The organism is Streptomyces sp. NPDC055955 (assembly GCF_042270245.1).
In the GTDB taxonomy this organism is placed as follows: Bacteria; Actinomycetota; Actinomycetes; order Streptomycetales; family Streptomycetaceae; genus Streptomyces.
Window position 1 is genome coordinate 13,418 of record NZ_JBHJYS010000007.1, and the last position, 14,664, is coordinate 28,081.

General features: G+C 74.5%; 12 protein-coding genes. 9 read left to right on the forward strand and 3 right to left on the reverse strand.

Annotated features, from left to right (window positions below; translation table 11 throughout):
• Positions 1-43: 43 nt before the first annotated feature.
• From ACFC96_RS15860 to ACFC96_RS15870, 3 genes are all read right to left on the reverse strand, one after another.
• Complete coding sequence (locus ACFC96_RS15860; protein WP_376612725.1) at positions 44-1,324, reverse strand: amidohydrolase family protein; 1,281 nt, start codon at positions 1,322-1,324, stop codon at positions 44-46.
• 67 nt (positions 1,325-1,391) lie between these two features.
• The gene (locus tag ACFC96_RS15865; RefSeq protein WP_376255543.1) at positions 1,392-2,861 is read right to left on the reverse strand and encodes an MFS transporter; all 1,470 of its coding nucleotides are present in this window, start codon (positions 2,859-2,861) and stop codon (positions 1,392-1,394) included.
• 145 nt (positions 2,862-3,006) lie between these two features.
• Complete coding sequence (locus ACFC96_RS15870) at positions 3,007-4,539, reverse strand: amidase (RefSeq protein WP_376612727.1); 1,533 nt, start codon at positions 4,537-4,539, stop codon at positions 3,007-3,009.
• 216 nt (positions 4,540-4,755) lie between these two features.
• Between ACFC96_RS15870 and ACFC96_RS15875 the strand changes: the two genes are divergently transcribed.
• The 9 genes from ACFC96_RS15875 to ACFC96_RS15915 all read left to right on the forward strand — a co-directional run bounded on the left by ACFC96_RS15875 (position 4,756) and on the right by ACFC96_RS15915 (position 14,587).
• Positions 4,756-5,781, forward strand: coding sequence for an Lrp/AsnC family transcriptional regulator (locus ACFC96_RS15875; protein ID WP_376612729.1), 1,026 nt, complete (start codon positions 4,756-4,758; stop codon positions 5,779-5,781).
• Positions 5,782-5,916: 135 nt separating this feature from the next.
• Positions 5,917-6,762, forward strand: coding sequence for a ParA family protein (locus ACFC96_RS15880; protein WP_376255537.1), 846 nt, complete (start codon positions 5,917-5,919; stop codon positions 6,760-6,762).
• Positions 6,762-7,598, forward strand: a complete 837-nt coding sequence (locus tag ACFC96_RS15885) for a ParB/RepB/Spo0J family partition protein (RefSeq protein WP_376612731.1) — start codon at positions 6,762-6,764, stop codon at positions 7,596-7,598. Before ACFC96_RS15880 ends, ACFC96_RS15885 begins: the two co-directional genes overlap by 1 nt.
• An 87-nt stretch (positions 7,599-7,685) precedes the next feature.
• Positions 7,686-9,368 carry an IclR family transcriptional regulator C-terminal domain-containing protein gene (locus ACFC96_RS15890; protein WP_376612733.1) on the forward strand — a complete coding sequence of 561 codons (1,683 nt, stop codon included), beginning with the start codon at positions 7,686-7,688 and terminating at the stop codon, positions 9,366-9,368.
• Positions 9,369-9,445: 77 nt separating this feature from the next.
• On the forward strand, positions 9,446-9,841 hold the full coding sequence (locus ACFC96_RS15895; protein ID WP_376255531.1) for a hypothetical protein: 396 nt from the start codon (positions 9,446-9,448) through the stop codon (positions 9,839-9,841).
• 219 nt (positions 9,842-10,060) lie between these two features.
• Positions 10,061-10,969, forward strand: a complete 909-nt coding sequence (locus ACFC96_RS15900) for a hypothetical protein (protein ID WP_376612735.1) — start codon at positions 10,061-10,063, stop codon at positions 10,967-10,969.
• The gene (locus ACFC96_RS15905; protein WP_376255527.1) at positions 10,966-11,478 is read left to right on the forward strand and encodes a hypothetical protein; all 513 of its coding nucleotides are present in this window, start codon (positions 10,966-10,968) and stop codon (positions 11,476-11,478) included. The genes ACFC96_RS15900 and ACFC96_RS15905 overlap by 4 nt, the downstream gene beginning before the upstream one ends.
• Before the next feature lie 98 nt (positions 11,479-11,576).
• Positions 11,577-12,596 carry an endonuclease/exonuclease/phosphatase family protein gene (locus ACFC96_RS15910; RefSeq protein ID WP_376612737.1) on the forward strand — a complete coding sequence of 340 codons (1,020 nt, stop codon included), beginning with the start codon at positions 11,577-11,579 and terminating at the stop codon, positions 12,594-12,596.
• Positions 12,597-12,628: 32 nt separating this feature from the next.
• Positions 12,629-14,587 carry an FUSC family protein gene (locus ACFC96_RS15915; protein ID WP_376255523.1) on the forward strand — a complete coding sequence of 653 codons (1,959 nt, stop codon included), beginning with the start codon at positions 12,629-12,631 and terminating at the stop codon, positions 14,585-14,587.
• Positions 14,588-14,664 lie beyond the last annotated feature (77 nt).

Here is a 14,664-nt window from a genome sequence, read left to right on the forward strand (position 1 = left end):
GACGCGGCCCGTGGGCCGCGTCCCTGCGTGGGACGGGTGACGGTCAGGCCGCGAGGCCGTCCGTGTCCTTGTAGGGCACGCCGTCCTTCGCCACGAGCAGGACGTTCTCGGGCTTGCCGAGGGACGCGATGTCGGTGAGCGGGTTGCCGCGCGCGATGACGAGGTCGGCGCGCTTGCCGGGCTCCAGTGTGCCGATCTCGTGGGCCAGGCCGAGCAGTTCCGCCGCCTCGGACGTCCCCGCGAGGATCGCGCCCATCGGCGTCATGCCGCACTCGACGAGATGTGCCAGCTCGCGCAGGTTCGTGCCGTGCGCCGCGATGCCGCAGTCCGTGCCCATGGCGACGCGCACGCCGCGCTCGATGGCGTGCGGGATGTGCCGGCGCGCGACGCTCTGCCAGTGCTTCTTCTTCGCGTACGCCCAGCTCGCGGCCTTCAGCGGGTCGGGGTCGGTGTTCGCCGTGGTCAGCGTCGGCACGAGGAACGTGCCGCGCTCCAGCATCAGGTCGATGGCCTCGTCGTCGATCTCATAGCCGTGCTCGACGCTGGCGACGCCGCCGCGCACGGCGTTGAGGATGCCGCCGCGGCCCTGGGCGTGCGCGGCGACCCGCTTGCCCCGGTGGCCCGCGGCGATCTCGGTGATCGTGCGGATCTCGTCCTCGAGGAACCCGTCGTCGTCGGGCTGGTCGGTGGGGCTCCACACGCCGCCGGTCGCGGCGACCTTGATGCAGTCGGCGCCCTTGCGCAGCAGGTCGCGCACCGCGCGCCGGCAGTCGTCGACGCCGTCCGCGAGGCGGCTCATCGTGGGGTCGGTGACGCCGTCGTCGGTTCCGGCGCGGAAGTCGCCGTGGCCGCCGGTGGGGCTGAGCATGGCGATCGCGACGAGCAGGCGCGGCCCGACGAGGAGCCCGTCGTCGACGGCCTTCCTGTGCCCGGCGTCGGCGCCGCCCAGGTCGCGCGCCGTGGTGACCCCGGCGAACAGCGTCTGCCGCATCCTGGGAGCCGACAGGAAGGTGCGCAAGGTCCTGGGCATCGCGCCGAGTGCGGCGTGGTCGAGCGCTCCGCCCGGCGCCGCCATGTGGACGTGGCAGTCGATGAAGCCGGGCAGGATCGCGTCGCCCCGCACGTCCATCTCCCGGGTGCCGGCGGGGAGTTCGGGCCGCTCGGCACCGGGCCCCGCCCACCGGACGAGTCCGTCCTCGACGAGGACGGCACCGTCCCGCACCGGCTCTCCGCCTCTGCCGTCGATGAGCAGCCCGTTGTGGAACAGGAGGGGGACGGTGGAGGCGGGAGCGGCGGTGGCCTCGGTGGTCGGTCCGGTGGTCATGGCGGGCGGGTCCTTCCGTGATGCGGGTGGAGAGGGATGCTGCGGTCGGTACGGGGGCGCGTGGCCGTCAGGAGACCGGGGCCGGCTGCCGCGGTGCGGTGTCCGTGCCGGCGGGGGCCTGCCGCGTCCGTACGACCAGGGCGGCCGAGGCGGCGACGAGCAGCGAGACACCGGCGCAGCACCACCACACGGTCGTGTAGGCGGACTCGGTCGGGATCTCGGTGCCCTTGAAGGTGATCGCCGTGAGGATCGCGGCGAACACGGCGCCGGAGACGCTGCCGCCCAGGGTCTTGGAGGTGTTGTAGACACCGGTCGCGATGCCGGTGCGGTCGGCGGGGCTGGCGTCGAGGACCAGGGCGGGCATGGCGCTCAGGGCGAGCCCGATGCCGAAGCCGAGGACGAGGTTCGCGGCGACGAACTGCCACGGCTCGGCGTGCGCGAGGACGAGCACCGTATAGCCGGCCGCCATGAACACGCCGCTCAGGCCGAGGACGGCACGCGCCCCGATCGCCCGGGCGAGCCGGGGCACTGTCGCCGAGCCCGCAAAGGCCATCAGCCCCCAGGGGGCCATCATCCAGCCGATGCCGAGGGTCCCGTAGCCGAAGCCGTAACCGAGCTTCTCGGGCGGGCCGGCCAGGAACAGGGACGCGGCGGTCTGCGAGCCGAACAGCGCGGCGCCGAGCAGGAAGCTCGCCCCGTACACCGGCAGCAGGGTGCGCTTCACGGTGAGGCGGATGTCCACGACGGGGTGCGCCACGCGCAGTTCGACGAGGACCCACACGGCGAGGACGAGCGCCGCGACGGCGAACAGGCCGAGTGTGCCGCCGCCGGTCCAGCCCCAGCGCGGGCCCTGCGAGATGGCGAGCAGCAGGGCGGCGAGCCCCACGCTGAGCAGCCCGGCGCCCGCCCAGTCGACGGTGCCGCGGGCGCGGGTGCTCGACTCGGGGACGAGGAAGAAGACGATGCCGACACAGAGCACGGTCGCGGCGGCGGGGATCCACAGGATGCCGTGGACGCTCGTGACGACCTCGCTGAGCAGGCCGGCCAGGACCGTTCCCGCGCTCGCGCCGAAGGTGAGCGCGCCGACGAGGAGACCGATCGCGCCGCGCGCGCCCTCCGGGCTGAGCCGGTCGCGGACCAGTCCCATCTCCAGGGGGAGCAGCGCGGCGAGCGGCCCCTGGAGGACACGGCCGAGCAGCAGCAGCTCGAACGACGGCGACCAGGCGACGAGTACGGAGCCCACGGCGAGGCACAGCGCGGCGACACGCAGGAGGCGGCGGTGACCGTACAGGTCGCCGAGCCGGCCGAAGATCGGCACGGAGACGGCGGCCGCGAGGAGCTGTGCGCTGCTGACCCAGTTCAGGTCACCGGCGGTGATCTTCAGAGCGGCGCCGAGCCCCGGCAACAGGGTCGGCATCATGCCCTGGAGGATGCCGCTGATGAGCTCGACGAAGACCAGGAAACCGACGACCGCGGCGACGCGGGCGCCGCCGGGACCGGGCGCTGCGGGGCCGTGACCGGCCTTGACACGCGACATGGGTTCTCCAGGGTGAACGGCCGCACACGGGCGGCGGGGACGGGGCGTTCGGGCGGGGCGTGGGGGGTGTCTGCCTTGCTGTCGGGGATGGGTGGTCGAGTCGAATGCGCTTGATCACAGGGGGAGTCGGGGCCCCGTGAACGGGTCAGGCGGGCTCGGGGTGGGCCTGTGCCAGTTCGTGGGCGGACCTGAGGAGGGCGTGGGCCGTGGCCCGTACCGCCGTCAGGTCCTCGGGGTCGGGGGTGAGGCCGGCGGCGGTGAGCGCGGCGGTCACGAGGTCGTCGGCCGGCTCCCGCGCTCCCTCGGCGGGAGGCGGTTCCGGCAGGGGGCGGGGGCGGATGGCCGGGTCGGGGGTCGCGCGGCGCAGATGCCAGGCGGTCGCCCGCTGGTAGGCCGCGCCCGCCCCGAGCAGCGCGCGCTCGGCGTACGGGCGGGCCACGAGCTGGAGCGACAGGGGCAGGCCCGCCCCGTCCGTGCCCATGGGCAGCGCGAGCGCGGGGAATCCGGTCGCGTTCCAGGGCGCGGTGAGGTTCAGCTCGTCGCCGGGCGCCGCCTCATGGACGTAGGGGCGGGCGCCGGCCGGCCAGGTCGGGGTCGCGATGACGTCCACGCCGCCGGGGCCGTCCATCCGCTCCAGGAGACCTGCGGTGAGCGCCGCTCCGGTGAGGCGGGCCCGGTCGACGAGCCCCGGCCCGAGCGCGGCACCGGCCGCGGCGAGACGGCGGAAGGCCCGCCCGTGCAGCTCCCAGCGCGCGGCGAGCCGCGCCCCGTGGGCGGCGAAGGCCTCGCCGAGCATGACGGTCGCGTTGACGGCGAGCAGCGACGGGAACTCGGGGAGTTCGAACTCTCGTGTCTGCGCGCCGAGTCCGGCGAGCACGCGGAGCGCCTCGGCGAAGGCGGAACGGCAGGCGCCGGTGACCGAGGGCCCTTCCACGAGGCTGTACGGCACGCCGATGCGCAGCCCCCGCAGGCCGGTCCCGCCGGTCTCGCCAGGTACGTACGAGCGTCCGGTGAGCGCGGACAGCAGCAGGCCGCAGTCGGCCGCGGAGACCCCCATCGGGCCCGCCACGTCCTGCGACGGGCTGAGCGGGAGGCAGCGGTCGAGGCAGACGAGGCCGTGGGTGGGCTTGAGGCCCGTCGTGCCGCACAGGGCGGCGGGCAGCCGCACGCTGCCGGAGGTGTCCGTGCCGAGCGCGCCGAGGAAGATCCCCGCGGCGATCCCGGCGCCGTTGCCGGTGCTGGAGCCGCCGGTCCAGCGCTCCACGTCCCACGGGTTGCGCGGCACGGGGAAGGAGTGTGCCGGGTCGGGGCGGCCCATCGCGTACTCGGCCATGGTCGTCTTGCCGATGACGACGGCTCCCGCCGAGCGCAGGCGCGTCACGGCGGGGGCGTCGAGCCCGCGCCACAGGCCGGGGTCGTGGGCGGGGCTCTGCGCGGTGACCGGGCCCTCGGCGGCGGCGAAGTTGTCCTTCACGGCCAGGGGCACACCGTGCAGGGGGCCGCGCTCACCGGCGGGCAGCGCGTCCGCCTCCCGCGCCGCGGCGAGGGCCCGCTCGGGGAAGCGGGTGACGAAGACGCCGAGCAGCGGGTCGAGCGCGTCGGCGTCGGCGAGCGCCGCGGTGACGACCTCACGGCTGCTGACGGCGCCGGTGCGCAGGGCGTGCACCGCACCGCTCAAAGTTTCGAACTTTTGTTCTATGCAGGGCATACGACGTTCCATGCGGTGACACCTCCGACCTCTCGGCGTGGCTGATTCCGATCGATGGAGCGATGCTATTCAGACGTCATTCGGACCGGCAGAATTGCGTTTCTGTGGCACTCACGTAGATCGAATGCAGTTCTGTGTCACATCGCCATCACGCCGCCCGCGTCGTGGAGAAGGAGCCGATCCCCCATGGCCGAAACACCAGCCCGCACCTTTGCGCGCACCCCCGACCATCTCGACGAGCTCGACCTCGCCCTGGTCAACGCCCTGCAGATCGATCCCCGGGCACCCTGGACCAAGCTCGCCGCCGCCCTCGACGTGGACGCGGCCACCGTCGCCCGGCGCTGGGAACGGCTGCGCTCGGCAGGCCTCGCCTGGGTCACCGCGTACGCGTACGACGTCGGCGGCGGCGCACTCGTCGAGGTCGACTGCGCGCCCGGCCAGGACGCGGCCGTCGCCGCCGCCCTGTCCGCCGACCCGAAGGTCGTCACCGTCGAGCACACGGCGGGCGGCCGCGACCTCCTCGTCACCGTCATGACGCCCGACTTCAGCACCCTGTCCGCGTACATCGTCGACACGCTCGGCGCCGTGCCCGGCGTCACGTCCTCACGCGCGCACCTCATCACCCGCAGCTACACCGAGGGCAGCATCTGGCGCCTGCGCAGCCTCACCCGCACCCAGCAGGAGGCCCTCGCCGCGTCCCGCCGCTCCGCGGGCGGCGCCGCCCCGTACCTGGCCGACCACCGCGCCCTGGTGACCGCGCTCGGCGAGGACGGCCGGCTCCCCGTCGGGGAACTCGCCGCGCGCCTCGGCGTCAGCGTCAACACCGCGAGCCGGCGCCTGGGCCGGCTCCTCGACTCGGGCCGCCTCGTCCTGCGCTGCGACCTGGCCCGCTCCCTGTCCGGCTCCCCCGTCTCCGTCACCTTCTTCGGGTCCGTGCCGCCCGAGCATCTCGACTCCACCGCACGGGAGTTGGCGAAGCTCCCGGAGATCCGGCTCTGCGTGGGGACCGCGGGTCCGCAGAACCTGATCGCCACGGTCTGGGTCGCGTCCCTGCTCGACGCGCAGCTCCTGGAGGTCAAACTCGCCGGAAGACTGCCCCACCTGCGCATCGCCGACCGCGCCGTCGCCCTGCGCGCGGTGAAGCTGATGGGACGGCTCCTGGACGCCGAGGGGCGGGCCGTGGGGTACGAGCAGGTGGACGTCTGGGCGTAACCACCCGCCGTCCACGGCGTGTTCGCTCCGCTCGGCCCCGCCCGCACTGCCAGAGTGACCAGGGACAGAATCACCCGTTTCGCGCGTTTCATAATTTTAGTGCGTTACGCCGGTCTCCCAGGGAGTGTGGTGAGCATGGCCCACGTGCACGTGATCCTCAATCAGAAGGGCGGCGTGGGTAAGTCCACGCTCGCCGTCAATCTCGCCGCCGTGACGGCGGACGTGCTCGGCGCGGGGACCGAGGGCGGTCAGCCGCCCGTCGTCGCCGTCTCGATCGACCCGCAGGGCTCCGCCGTGTGGTGGTCGGAGCGCGTCGGCGACGGCCTCCCCTTCGACTTCGTGCAGGCCCACGACGACCTGGCCGGACTCGCCGCGCTCTCGCGCATCCCCTCCGCCCAGCACGTCTTCGTCGACACCCCGGGCTGGCTCGACCTCGCCGAGTCCGCCGGCGAGGACCCGCTCGGCAAGGGCGCAGCCGCGGACGCGCTGCGCGCCGTCCTGTCCAACGCCCACGACGTGATCGTGCCGATCGAGCCCGAGCCGCTCGGCTTCCAGCCCACGCAGCGCACCATCGAGCGCGTCGTGAAGCCGCGCGGCCTGCCCTACCGCGTGGTCATCAACAACTGGGACCCGCGCGACGGCAAGGCCGACCTGGAGCAGACACGCGCCTTCGTGGAGGCCCAGGACTGGCCGCTGGCCCGCACGGTCGTACGGCACTACAAGCTGCACACGCGCGCCTCCGCCGACGGCCTCGTCGTCACCCAGTACGGCGCGAACCGGGTCGCGCTCCAGGCCCGCGAGGACTTCTTCCGCCTCGCCCTGGAGGTGGGCCTCGCCGCGATCCCGGCCCCCGCCAAGCGCTCCACGAGCGGCACCCGTACGCCTGCGAGGAAGGACGCGCAGAAGCAGGACGGGCAGGCCGCGACGGGCAAGAGCACCAAGGGCAAGAACGCCAGGAACGCCAAGAAGGTGAACGTCTGATGGGGCGCCGTACCGATCTGTCCTCCCTGCTGTCCTCCGGCGCCCCGGCACCCGCCACGGCCCCGGCCCCGGCCCCGGAAACAGCCGGCGAAGGCACCCGGCCCGGCGCCCGCGACGCCGCGCACCCCGTCACCGTCGCGCTCGCCGACCTGGCCGAGAACCCCGACAACCCGCGCCACGAGCTGCGCGACCTGGACGGGCTCGCCGAGACGGTGCGCGAGCGCGGGGTGCTCCAGGCGCTCGGGGTGGTCCCCCGCGCCGTGTTCCTCGCGGCGCACCCGCACCACGAGGGGGCCGTGGGCCGGGCCCCGTACGTCGTCCTGCACGGCCACCGGCGGCTCGCCGCGGCCCGGATGGCGGGCCTGGACGAGGTGCCCGTCCTGGTGCGCGAGGACGCGTCCCGCACCGACGAGGACGCCCTGATCGAGAACGTCCAGCGCGACGACCTCACCGAGCTGGAGCAGGCCCAGGCCATCCAGGGCCTCATCAAGAGCTACGGCTACTCGCAGCGCCAGGTCGCCGCCCGGATCGGCAAGACGCAGGGCTTCGTCTCGCAGCGCCTGTCCCTGATGAAGCTGCGCGAGGACCTCCAGGAGGCGCTGGCCGACGGACGCGTCTCGGTCGAGGACGCCCGCCGCATCGCCCGCCTCCCCCAGGAGGAGCAGGCGCTCCCCGGCGACACCGGCGCACCCCCGCCGACCGTGCCGAAGGCCCGGCGTGATTACGGCGTAATCAAAATCGACAGCCGGGGCACCCCGGAAGAGGTCGTCGAGTCCCTCCGGCGTCATCTCGCCCCCGCGGCCCTCGACCGGATCCTGGAACTCCTCGGCCGCTGAGCGCACCCGCGGGCGGCCGGGAACCGGGAGGCGGGGGGATTCCTCTACCGTTGCCTGAGAATGCGCCACGGAGAGCAGTCATCGCACATGTCCACTGGACCGGTTCCCACCCTCGACCCCGGCGTCGCGACGCCCGCGGAGGCCGTCGCGCCGCTGATGCGCGGCATCGACGTGCTGCGCAGGCTCACCGACGCCGGCGGCACGCTGAGCCTGAGCGAGCTCGCGCGGGCCACCGGCCTCGCCCGGTCCACGGTCGACCGGATCTGCGCGACCCTCGCGCACATGGGGTGCCTGCGCCTCGACGGGCGTGACGCCACGCTCGCGCCACCGCTGATGGCCGTCGGCAACGCCTATCTGGGCGCTCTGCGGCTGCCCGCGCTGCTCGGCCCGCGCGCCGAGCAGCTCGCGGACGAACTCGACGAATCGGTCTCTCTCGCGGTCCCCGACGGCGACGGGATCCGCTTCATCCACCAGGCGACCCGGCGCCGCGCCATGTCGCTGAGCTTCCGCATCGGCGACCTGCTGCCCGCCGAACGCACCGCGCCGGGCCCGCTGTTCGCGGGTACGTGGGACGAGGACCAGTGGGAGCGGTGGCGGGAGCGCCGGGCCGCGGATCCCGAGGACCGCGCCTTCCCCGCGGTGCCGCCCCGCCAGGAGGCGGACAAGGAGCCGTTCGAGGAGCGCGTGGCGCGCGCCGGGACCGCCGGCTGGGCCCTCGACGACCAGCTCATCGAGCCCGGCCTCGTGGCGCTCGCCGTGCCCGTGCGCGACCCCTCGGGTGACGTCGCGTGCGTGGTCAGCGTCGTCAGCCACACCAGCCGCCACACCGCCGCATCGCTGCGCGAGGCGATGCTGGGGCGGCTGCGGGACGCCGTCACCGAGATGGAGACGGCACTGCGCGGGCCCGTGCCCGACGCCCCCGCGCCGGCGGGAGCGGACGCGACGGGACCGGACGCCGCGTGGGCCGCCGAGGCCAAGCAGCGGCTCGGCCGGGACTTCGTCGAGTCGCTGGCGCGCGGCCTCGCCGTGCTGACCGCCTTCGGGCCCGGGCGGGCCGAGCTGAACCTCACCGACATCGCCGCGGCGACGGGCCTGGCGCGGGCCACCGCGCGCCGCGCCCTGATCACCCTGGAGCACCTCGGGCACGTCGCCTCGCGCGGCCGGAGCTTCCGGCTCACGCCCCGCGTCCTCGCCCTCGGCTTCCCGCCCCTGTCCCACCTCACACTGGCCGAGATCGCCACGCCCCACATGCGGGCCCTCTCCGCCGAGCTGCACGACTCGGTGTCCCTGACCGTGCTCGACGGCGACGACATCCGGTACACGGCACGCGTCGCGACGAGCCGTGTGATGAGCGTGAACATCGCGGTCGGAACCCGCTTCCCCGCCTTCGCCACATCCATGGGGCGGGTCCTGCTCGCGGGTCTCGACCCGGCCGAGCGCGCCGCGTTCCTCGCCCGCGCCGACCTGACCCCGCTCACCCCGCGCACCGTCACCGGCGCCGACCGGCTCGGCGCGCTCCTGGACGACGTACGGCACCAGGGGCACGCGCTCGTGGACGGGGAGCTGGAGGAGGGGCTGCGCTCCGTCGCCGTGCCGGTGCGCGACCTCGCCGGGCAGGTCGTCGCCGCGGTGAACGTGGCCACGCACAGCAGCCGTCGCGACCTGGCCCGCGTCACGGACGAGGTTCTTCCCGCGCTGCTCGCCGCGGCCTCGCGCATCGAGGCGGATCTGCACGTCGCCGGGCGGTTCGCCCGCATCCCCGCGGCATAGGGACACGCCGCGATGTTGCGGATCGGAAGGCTACGGAGGTCAATGGAAGGCGGGGGGAAAGGCAGAAAGGAGCCGTCATGGCTCACGCGGCACCCGCCTCAAGGACCTCCGGCCTGCGCTCCATGGCGGCCGGCTCCAGGCTCTCGATGGCGCTCCCTCTCCTGCTCGGCATCGTCTACGGCATCTGGGCCTCGGGCATCCGGCGCGACGCCGGCCCGATCACCACGGGCAACGTCCTGTTCGGTTTCCTCACGGGCATCATCGTCGCCGTGGTCACCTTCGGGATCCACCGGGCGTCGTCCCGGCTGCCGCGCGAACTGCGCGCCGTCACCTGGGCCGCGTGGGCCGGTATCGCGTTCGGCTATCTCTACAGCCTGACCGACGCCACCGTCCTGCGGTCCACGATCATGGCCCTGGTGGTGGCCGCCGGTGTGTTCGCGGCGATGTTCTACCACTACTACACACACGAGTGACGGACCCTCAGGACCACCCGCAGGTGAATTCAGCTCGGCGCGGGAGGTGACGGTGCGCCCGGACGGCGCCGTCCCTCCCGCTCGCCGGTCCCTCCGTGGCGAGGGCGAGCGGGAACCCACCGGGTGACACCCGTTCGGCCGAGCCCTCCGCCGCAGACCCCGCCATCTGCCCTGTCTCCGCTGGCGCCCCCTGCCGCGCGCGCGTTGCCTGGGAGGGTGATGCGAAGCGCCCTGTCCGCCGTTCTGCTGGCCCTGGCCTGCCTGCTCGTGCCGCTCGGCACGCTCTCCGCCTGGGCGAGGTACGAGGTCGGGGACAGTGACCGGTACGTCGCGACGATGGCTCCGCTCGCCGCCGAACCGGCCGTGCGGGGCGCGGTCGCCGACGCCGTCACGAACGGCATCGTGACGCAACTCGACGCGGGGCCGCTGCAGTCGGCGGTCGACGCGTTCGTGCACGACGCGGTGAAGTCGTTCACCGGCACCGCGGCCTTCCGGACGGCGTGGAACACGGCGAACCGGGCCGCGCACGACGCCGTGCAGCAGGCCGTCGACGACGGCGCCGACGGCCCGGTCACCATCGATCTCGCGCCCGTCACCGGGCAGGTCAGACAACAGCTCAGCGCCGACGGCGTCCCCTTCGCCAACCGCATCCCCGTCACGCACACCACGATCATCGTGATGAGCTCGCGCGATCTCGACCGGCTGCGCCAGTCGCTGCGCCTGCTCCAACGGGCGGGCCCGTGGCTGCCGTTCGCCGCGTCCGCCTGCGCCGCCGCCGGGCTCGCGCTCGCCCGGCGCCGGCGCCGGGCCCTCACCGCGACGGCGCTCGGCGTGGCCCTGGCCGCCGCGGCGCTCCTCGTCGCGCTCGCGATGTGCCGCTCCCTCACCCTCGACAACCTGCCCTCGGACGTGGACCGCTCCGCGGCGGGCGCGGCCTACGACGCCCTCGGCTCATCGGTGCGCACCGCGTCCCTGTGGACGGCCGGTACGGCCCTCGCCGTGGCCGTCTGCGCCTGGCTGTCGGGGCGCCTGCGCCGCAGGCCCCCACCACACCCTCCGGCTCCTCCCGAAATGCGGCCCGCCGCTTCCGGGGTGAGCATGCCAGTGACACCGAGGAGGACTGAATGAGTGAGACCCCCACCACCCCGACACCGCCCCCCGGCCCCGACGCCGGACCCGGACCCGGCCCCGGCGTCTGGTCGGACAAGCACCGCTCCGCCGGTCCCGACCCGACCCGGGGCGACGGCGCGGGCAGCGGCTGGGCGTCCGGCGGCACGGTCTTCGCCGGCGTCCTGATGATGGTCGGCGGCATCCTGGGCATCCTGAACGGCATCGCGGGCATCGCCAAGGACGACGTGTACGCCCACATCGGGAACTACACGTACGCCTTCAACCTCACCACGTGGGGCTGGATCCACCTGATCATCGGCGTCATCGTCGCGGTCACCGGCTTCGGCGTCCTCAAGGACGCCGGCTGGGCACGCGGCGTCGGCGTCGCCATCGCCTCCCTGTACATCATCGCGTACTTCATGTTCCTGCCCTACGAGCCCCTCTGGGCGGTCATCGCGATCGCCATCGGCGTCTTCGTCATCTGGGCGCTGGTCAGCGACAGTTCGCGCCACGCCGCCGGGGCCTGAGGCCGGGCAACCGTTCCCCGCGCGGGCCCGTCTTCGAGGGAGGATCGCGGTGTCCGGCGCCGGAGGGTGTCGGAGCGAGCGGAAGGCGGGCCCGGACCTTGGAGCATGTGACGCACGCGCCCGGCCCATCGCCGGTCCTCTCCCCCGACGACCGGGACCGCGGGCCGGGCCGCACCCTGGCCGCCGGGGCCGCGGGCCTGCTCCTCGCCGGAGTCAGCGCGGTCGTGGGCTGCCGGATCGCGGACGTGGACGGGGTCACCCCCGTCCCGCAGCTCCTGGCGTTCCTGCCCTGGCTCCTCGCCCCCACGGGCGCCGCTCTGCTGCTCACGGCGCTCGCCCGATGGCGGCTCGGCATGGTGTGGGGCGTCGCGGCCCTGGGCGCCCTCGCCTGGTACATCGAGCCGTACGGCAAGGACGTCGAGGCGAGCGGGCCGCCCGTCGCGGACGTGCGGGTGCTCTCCTCGAACGTCCGGTTCGGGCGCGGCACCGAGTCGCTGGTGGGCGCGGTACGCCGCGAGCGGCCCGGCCTGGTGTTCGTGGAGGAGTGTGATGACGGGTGCCAGGACACCCTGCGCCGTGAGCTGCCGCGTGCCGACTTCCCTCACCGGCAGGCCGTAAAGGCGGGCGGATCACAGGGGTCGGTGATCCTGAGCCGCTATCCGCTCAAGGCCACCGCGGGCGTCCCCGGGACCATGGGCATGCCAGGCGCCGTCGCCGATGTGAAGGGCCACGACGTGCGGGTCCAGCTCGCGCACCCGATGCCCCCGCTGCCCCGGCAGGTCGGCCTGTGGCGCTCGGAGCTGGGCGGACTGCGCGACTTCGCCGCCGCGGGCCGCTCACAGCCGACCATCCTGGCCGGGGACTTCAACGCCACGCAGGACCACGCCGCGTTCCGCCGCATCCTCGACGCGGGCCTGCACGACAGCGCCCGCCTCACCGGGAAGTCCCGCGCCCCGAGCTGGCCCTCACGCCTGCGCCCGCCGCTCGGCACCCAGATCGACCACGTGCTGGTGAGCGAGGAGTTCTCCGCGCACACCGCCCGCTTCGTCGAGCTGGCCGGCACCGACCATCGCGCCCTCCTGGTCGACCTGACGATGCACCGACCCGCGACGTCCTGAGCGTCGGGGCGCCTTGGCGTTCAATGGACGGCATGCGACCAGAGTCCCCGTCCCGCCATCTCGCACCGCCCGACTGGCTGGTCAGGTCCCTGCGTCCGCACCCCGCGCCGATTCCCTGGGCGGCCGTCGCACGCGCCTGCCTCGCGCTGGCGCTGCCGCTCGCGATCGGGCTCGCCGCCGGGCAGCCCGCGTACGGGGCGCTCGCCTCCATGGGCGCCCTGTCCGGCGTCATCGGCGACACCGCCGACGCCTACCGGATGCGGATCCTCAACATCGCGGTGCCGCAGCTCTTCGGCGCGGTCGGCGTGACGGTCGGCGCGCTCGTGTACGGGCAGGGCTGGGTCGCCGTCGCCACCGTCACGGGCGTGGCGCTCGTCTCCGGGATGATCTCGACGATCGGCGCGGTCGCCTCGGTGTCCGGGCTGCTGCTCCTGCTCAACTGCGTGATCGGCGCCGGGCTGCCCCTGCCGGGCGAGTGGTGGCTCGCGCCGCTCCTGATGACGGGCGGCGGGCTCCTCGTCCTCGCGCTCGCGCTGCTCGCCTGGCCCCTGCGGTCCGGGGTCCCGGAACGCGCGGCCGTCGCCGCCACGTACCGCTCCGTCGCGAACCTGCTCGCGTCGGCGGGCGACCCCGAGAACTACGTCGAGACCCGCTACGCCGTCACCCAGTCCTTCAACCAGGCCTACGACCTCGTCCTCGCCCGGCGCGCCCTCGCCCACGGCCGCAACCCCGAACTGGTGCGCCTGATCGCCCTGTTGAACGCGCTCACCCCGATCGCCGAGTCCGCGCCCGCCGCCCACCAGCAGGGGGTGCCACTCCCCGCCGCCGTCCCGGGCGCCGTGCGCCGCCTCGCCGACGCGGTCGACACCGGCAGCACCGACGTGGGCCCCCTCGACCTGCCCGCACCCGAAGGACCCGCCGCCCGCGCCGTCGACCACGCGGTGCGGCACGCCGCCCACCTCGTCACCAGCAAGAACACGGACCCCCATCGCGCCCTCGCCGCCGACCGCCTCGGCCGGCCCGCCGCCCTGCGCGTACGCGCAGGGCGCGCCGCGCGCAACGTCGTGCTGTCCGGCGCCTCCTGGCGCTACGGGCTGCGCCTGGCCCTGTGCATCGGCCTCGCCCAGGTCCTCGTCTCGACGGTGCCGGTCCCGCGCTCCTACTGGGTGGCGCTGACCATCACGTTCGTCCTCAAGCCCGACTTCGGCTCGGTGTTCTCGCGGGCCGTCCTGCGCGCGCTCGGCACCGCGGTCGGGCTCGTACTGGCCACGGCGGTCCTCGCCGTGGTGCCCCGCGGGTGGTGGGACGTGCCCGTCATGATGGTCCTCGCCGCGCTCATCCCGGCGCTCACCCCGCGCGGCTACGGCTACCAGACCGCCGCCATCACGCCGGCCATCCTGCTGCTGTCCGACACCCTCAACCACCAGGGCATCGGGCTCGTCCTGCCCCGGCTCCTGGACAGCCTCATGGGCTGCGCCATCGCGCTGGTCGCCGGATATCTGCTGTGGCCCGAGAGCTGGCACACCCGCATCGGCGACCGGCTCGCCGACGCCGTCGCGGACACCGCGACGTACGTGGAGCGCGCGTTCGGGGCGTCCGCGGACCCGGACGTCCTGGCCGCCCGCGCGCGAATGCGCCGCGGGCTCTACCGCGACCTGTCCGTCATCCGCTCGGAGTTCCAGCGCGCCCTGACCGAACCGCCGCCCACGGGCCGCCGCGCCGCCGCCTGGTGGCCGCTCGTCGTCGCCGTGGAACGCATCGTGGACGCGACGACCGCGGCGCGGGTCCGGGTCAGGCAGGGGGCGCCGGTGCCGGGGCCCGCCGAGGTGGCCCAGGCCGCGGAACAACTGCGGGAGCTGGCAGAGCGGCTGCGCACGTCCGACGTCCTGAGGGGGGTGCGCGCCGACTTCGGCGAGGCGGACCCCGACGGGGTGCTGGAACCCGTACGCCAGGAGGTCGCGGCCGCCCGCTCCATCGCCTCACCGCACTGACGCGGGCACGGGACGCGGATGCGGGCCGCCCCGGGGAGGGGACGGCCCGCATCGGTGTGGGGGGGGGTGGCTCCAGT

Excerpts from the sequence above, each read along its gene's own strand:
- ACFC96_RS15880 (WP_376255537.1), top strand. The coding sequence starts at position 5,917 with ATGGCCCACGTGCACGTGATCCTCAATCAGAAGGGCGGCGTGGGTAAG.
- ACFC96_RS15885 (WP_376612731.1), top strand. The coding sequence starts at position 6,762 with ATGGGGCGCCGTACCGATCTGTCCTCCCTGCTGTCCTCCGGCGCCCCG.
- ACFC96_RS15895 (WP_376255531.1), top strand. The coding sequence starts at position 9,446 with ATGGCTCACGCGGCACCCGCCTCAAGGACCTCCGGCCTGCGCTCCATG.
- ACFC96_RS15875 (WP_376612729.1), top strand. The coding sequence starts at position 4,756 with ATGGCCGAAACACCAGCCCGCACCTTTGCGCGCACCCCCGACCATCTC.
- ACFC96_RS15865 (WP_376255543.1), bottom strand. The coding sequence starts at position 2,861 with ATGTCGCGTGTCAAGGCCGGTCACGGCCCCGCAGCGCCCGGTCCCGGC.
- ACFC96_RS15915 (WP_376255523.1), top strand. The coding sequence starts at position 12,629 with ATGCGACCAGAGTCCCCGTCCCGCCATCTCGCACCGCCCGACTGGCTG.
- ACFC96_RS15890 (WP_376612733.1), top strand. The coding sequence starts at position 7,686 with ATGTCCACTGGACCGGTTCCCACCCTCGACCCCGGCGTCGCGACGCCC.
- ACFC96_RS15900 (WP_376612735.1), top strand. The coding sequence starts at position 10,061 with ATGCGAAGCGCCCTGTCCGCCGTTCTGCTGGCCCTGGCCTGCCTGCTC.
- ACFC96_RS15905 (WP_376255527.1), top strand. The coding sequence starts at position 10,966 with ATGAGTGAGACCCCCACCACCCCGACACCGCCCCCCGGCCCCGACGCC.
- ACFC96_RS15860 (WP_376612725.1), bottom strand. The coding sequence starts at position 1,324 with ATGACCACCGGACCGACCACCGAGGCCACCGCCGCTCCCGCCTCCACC.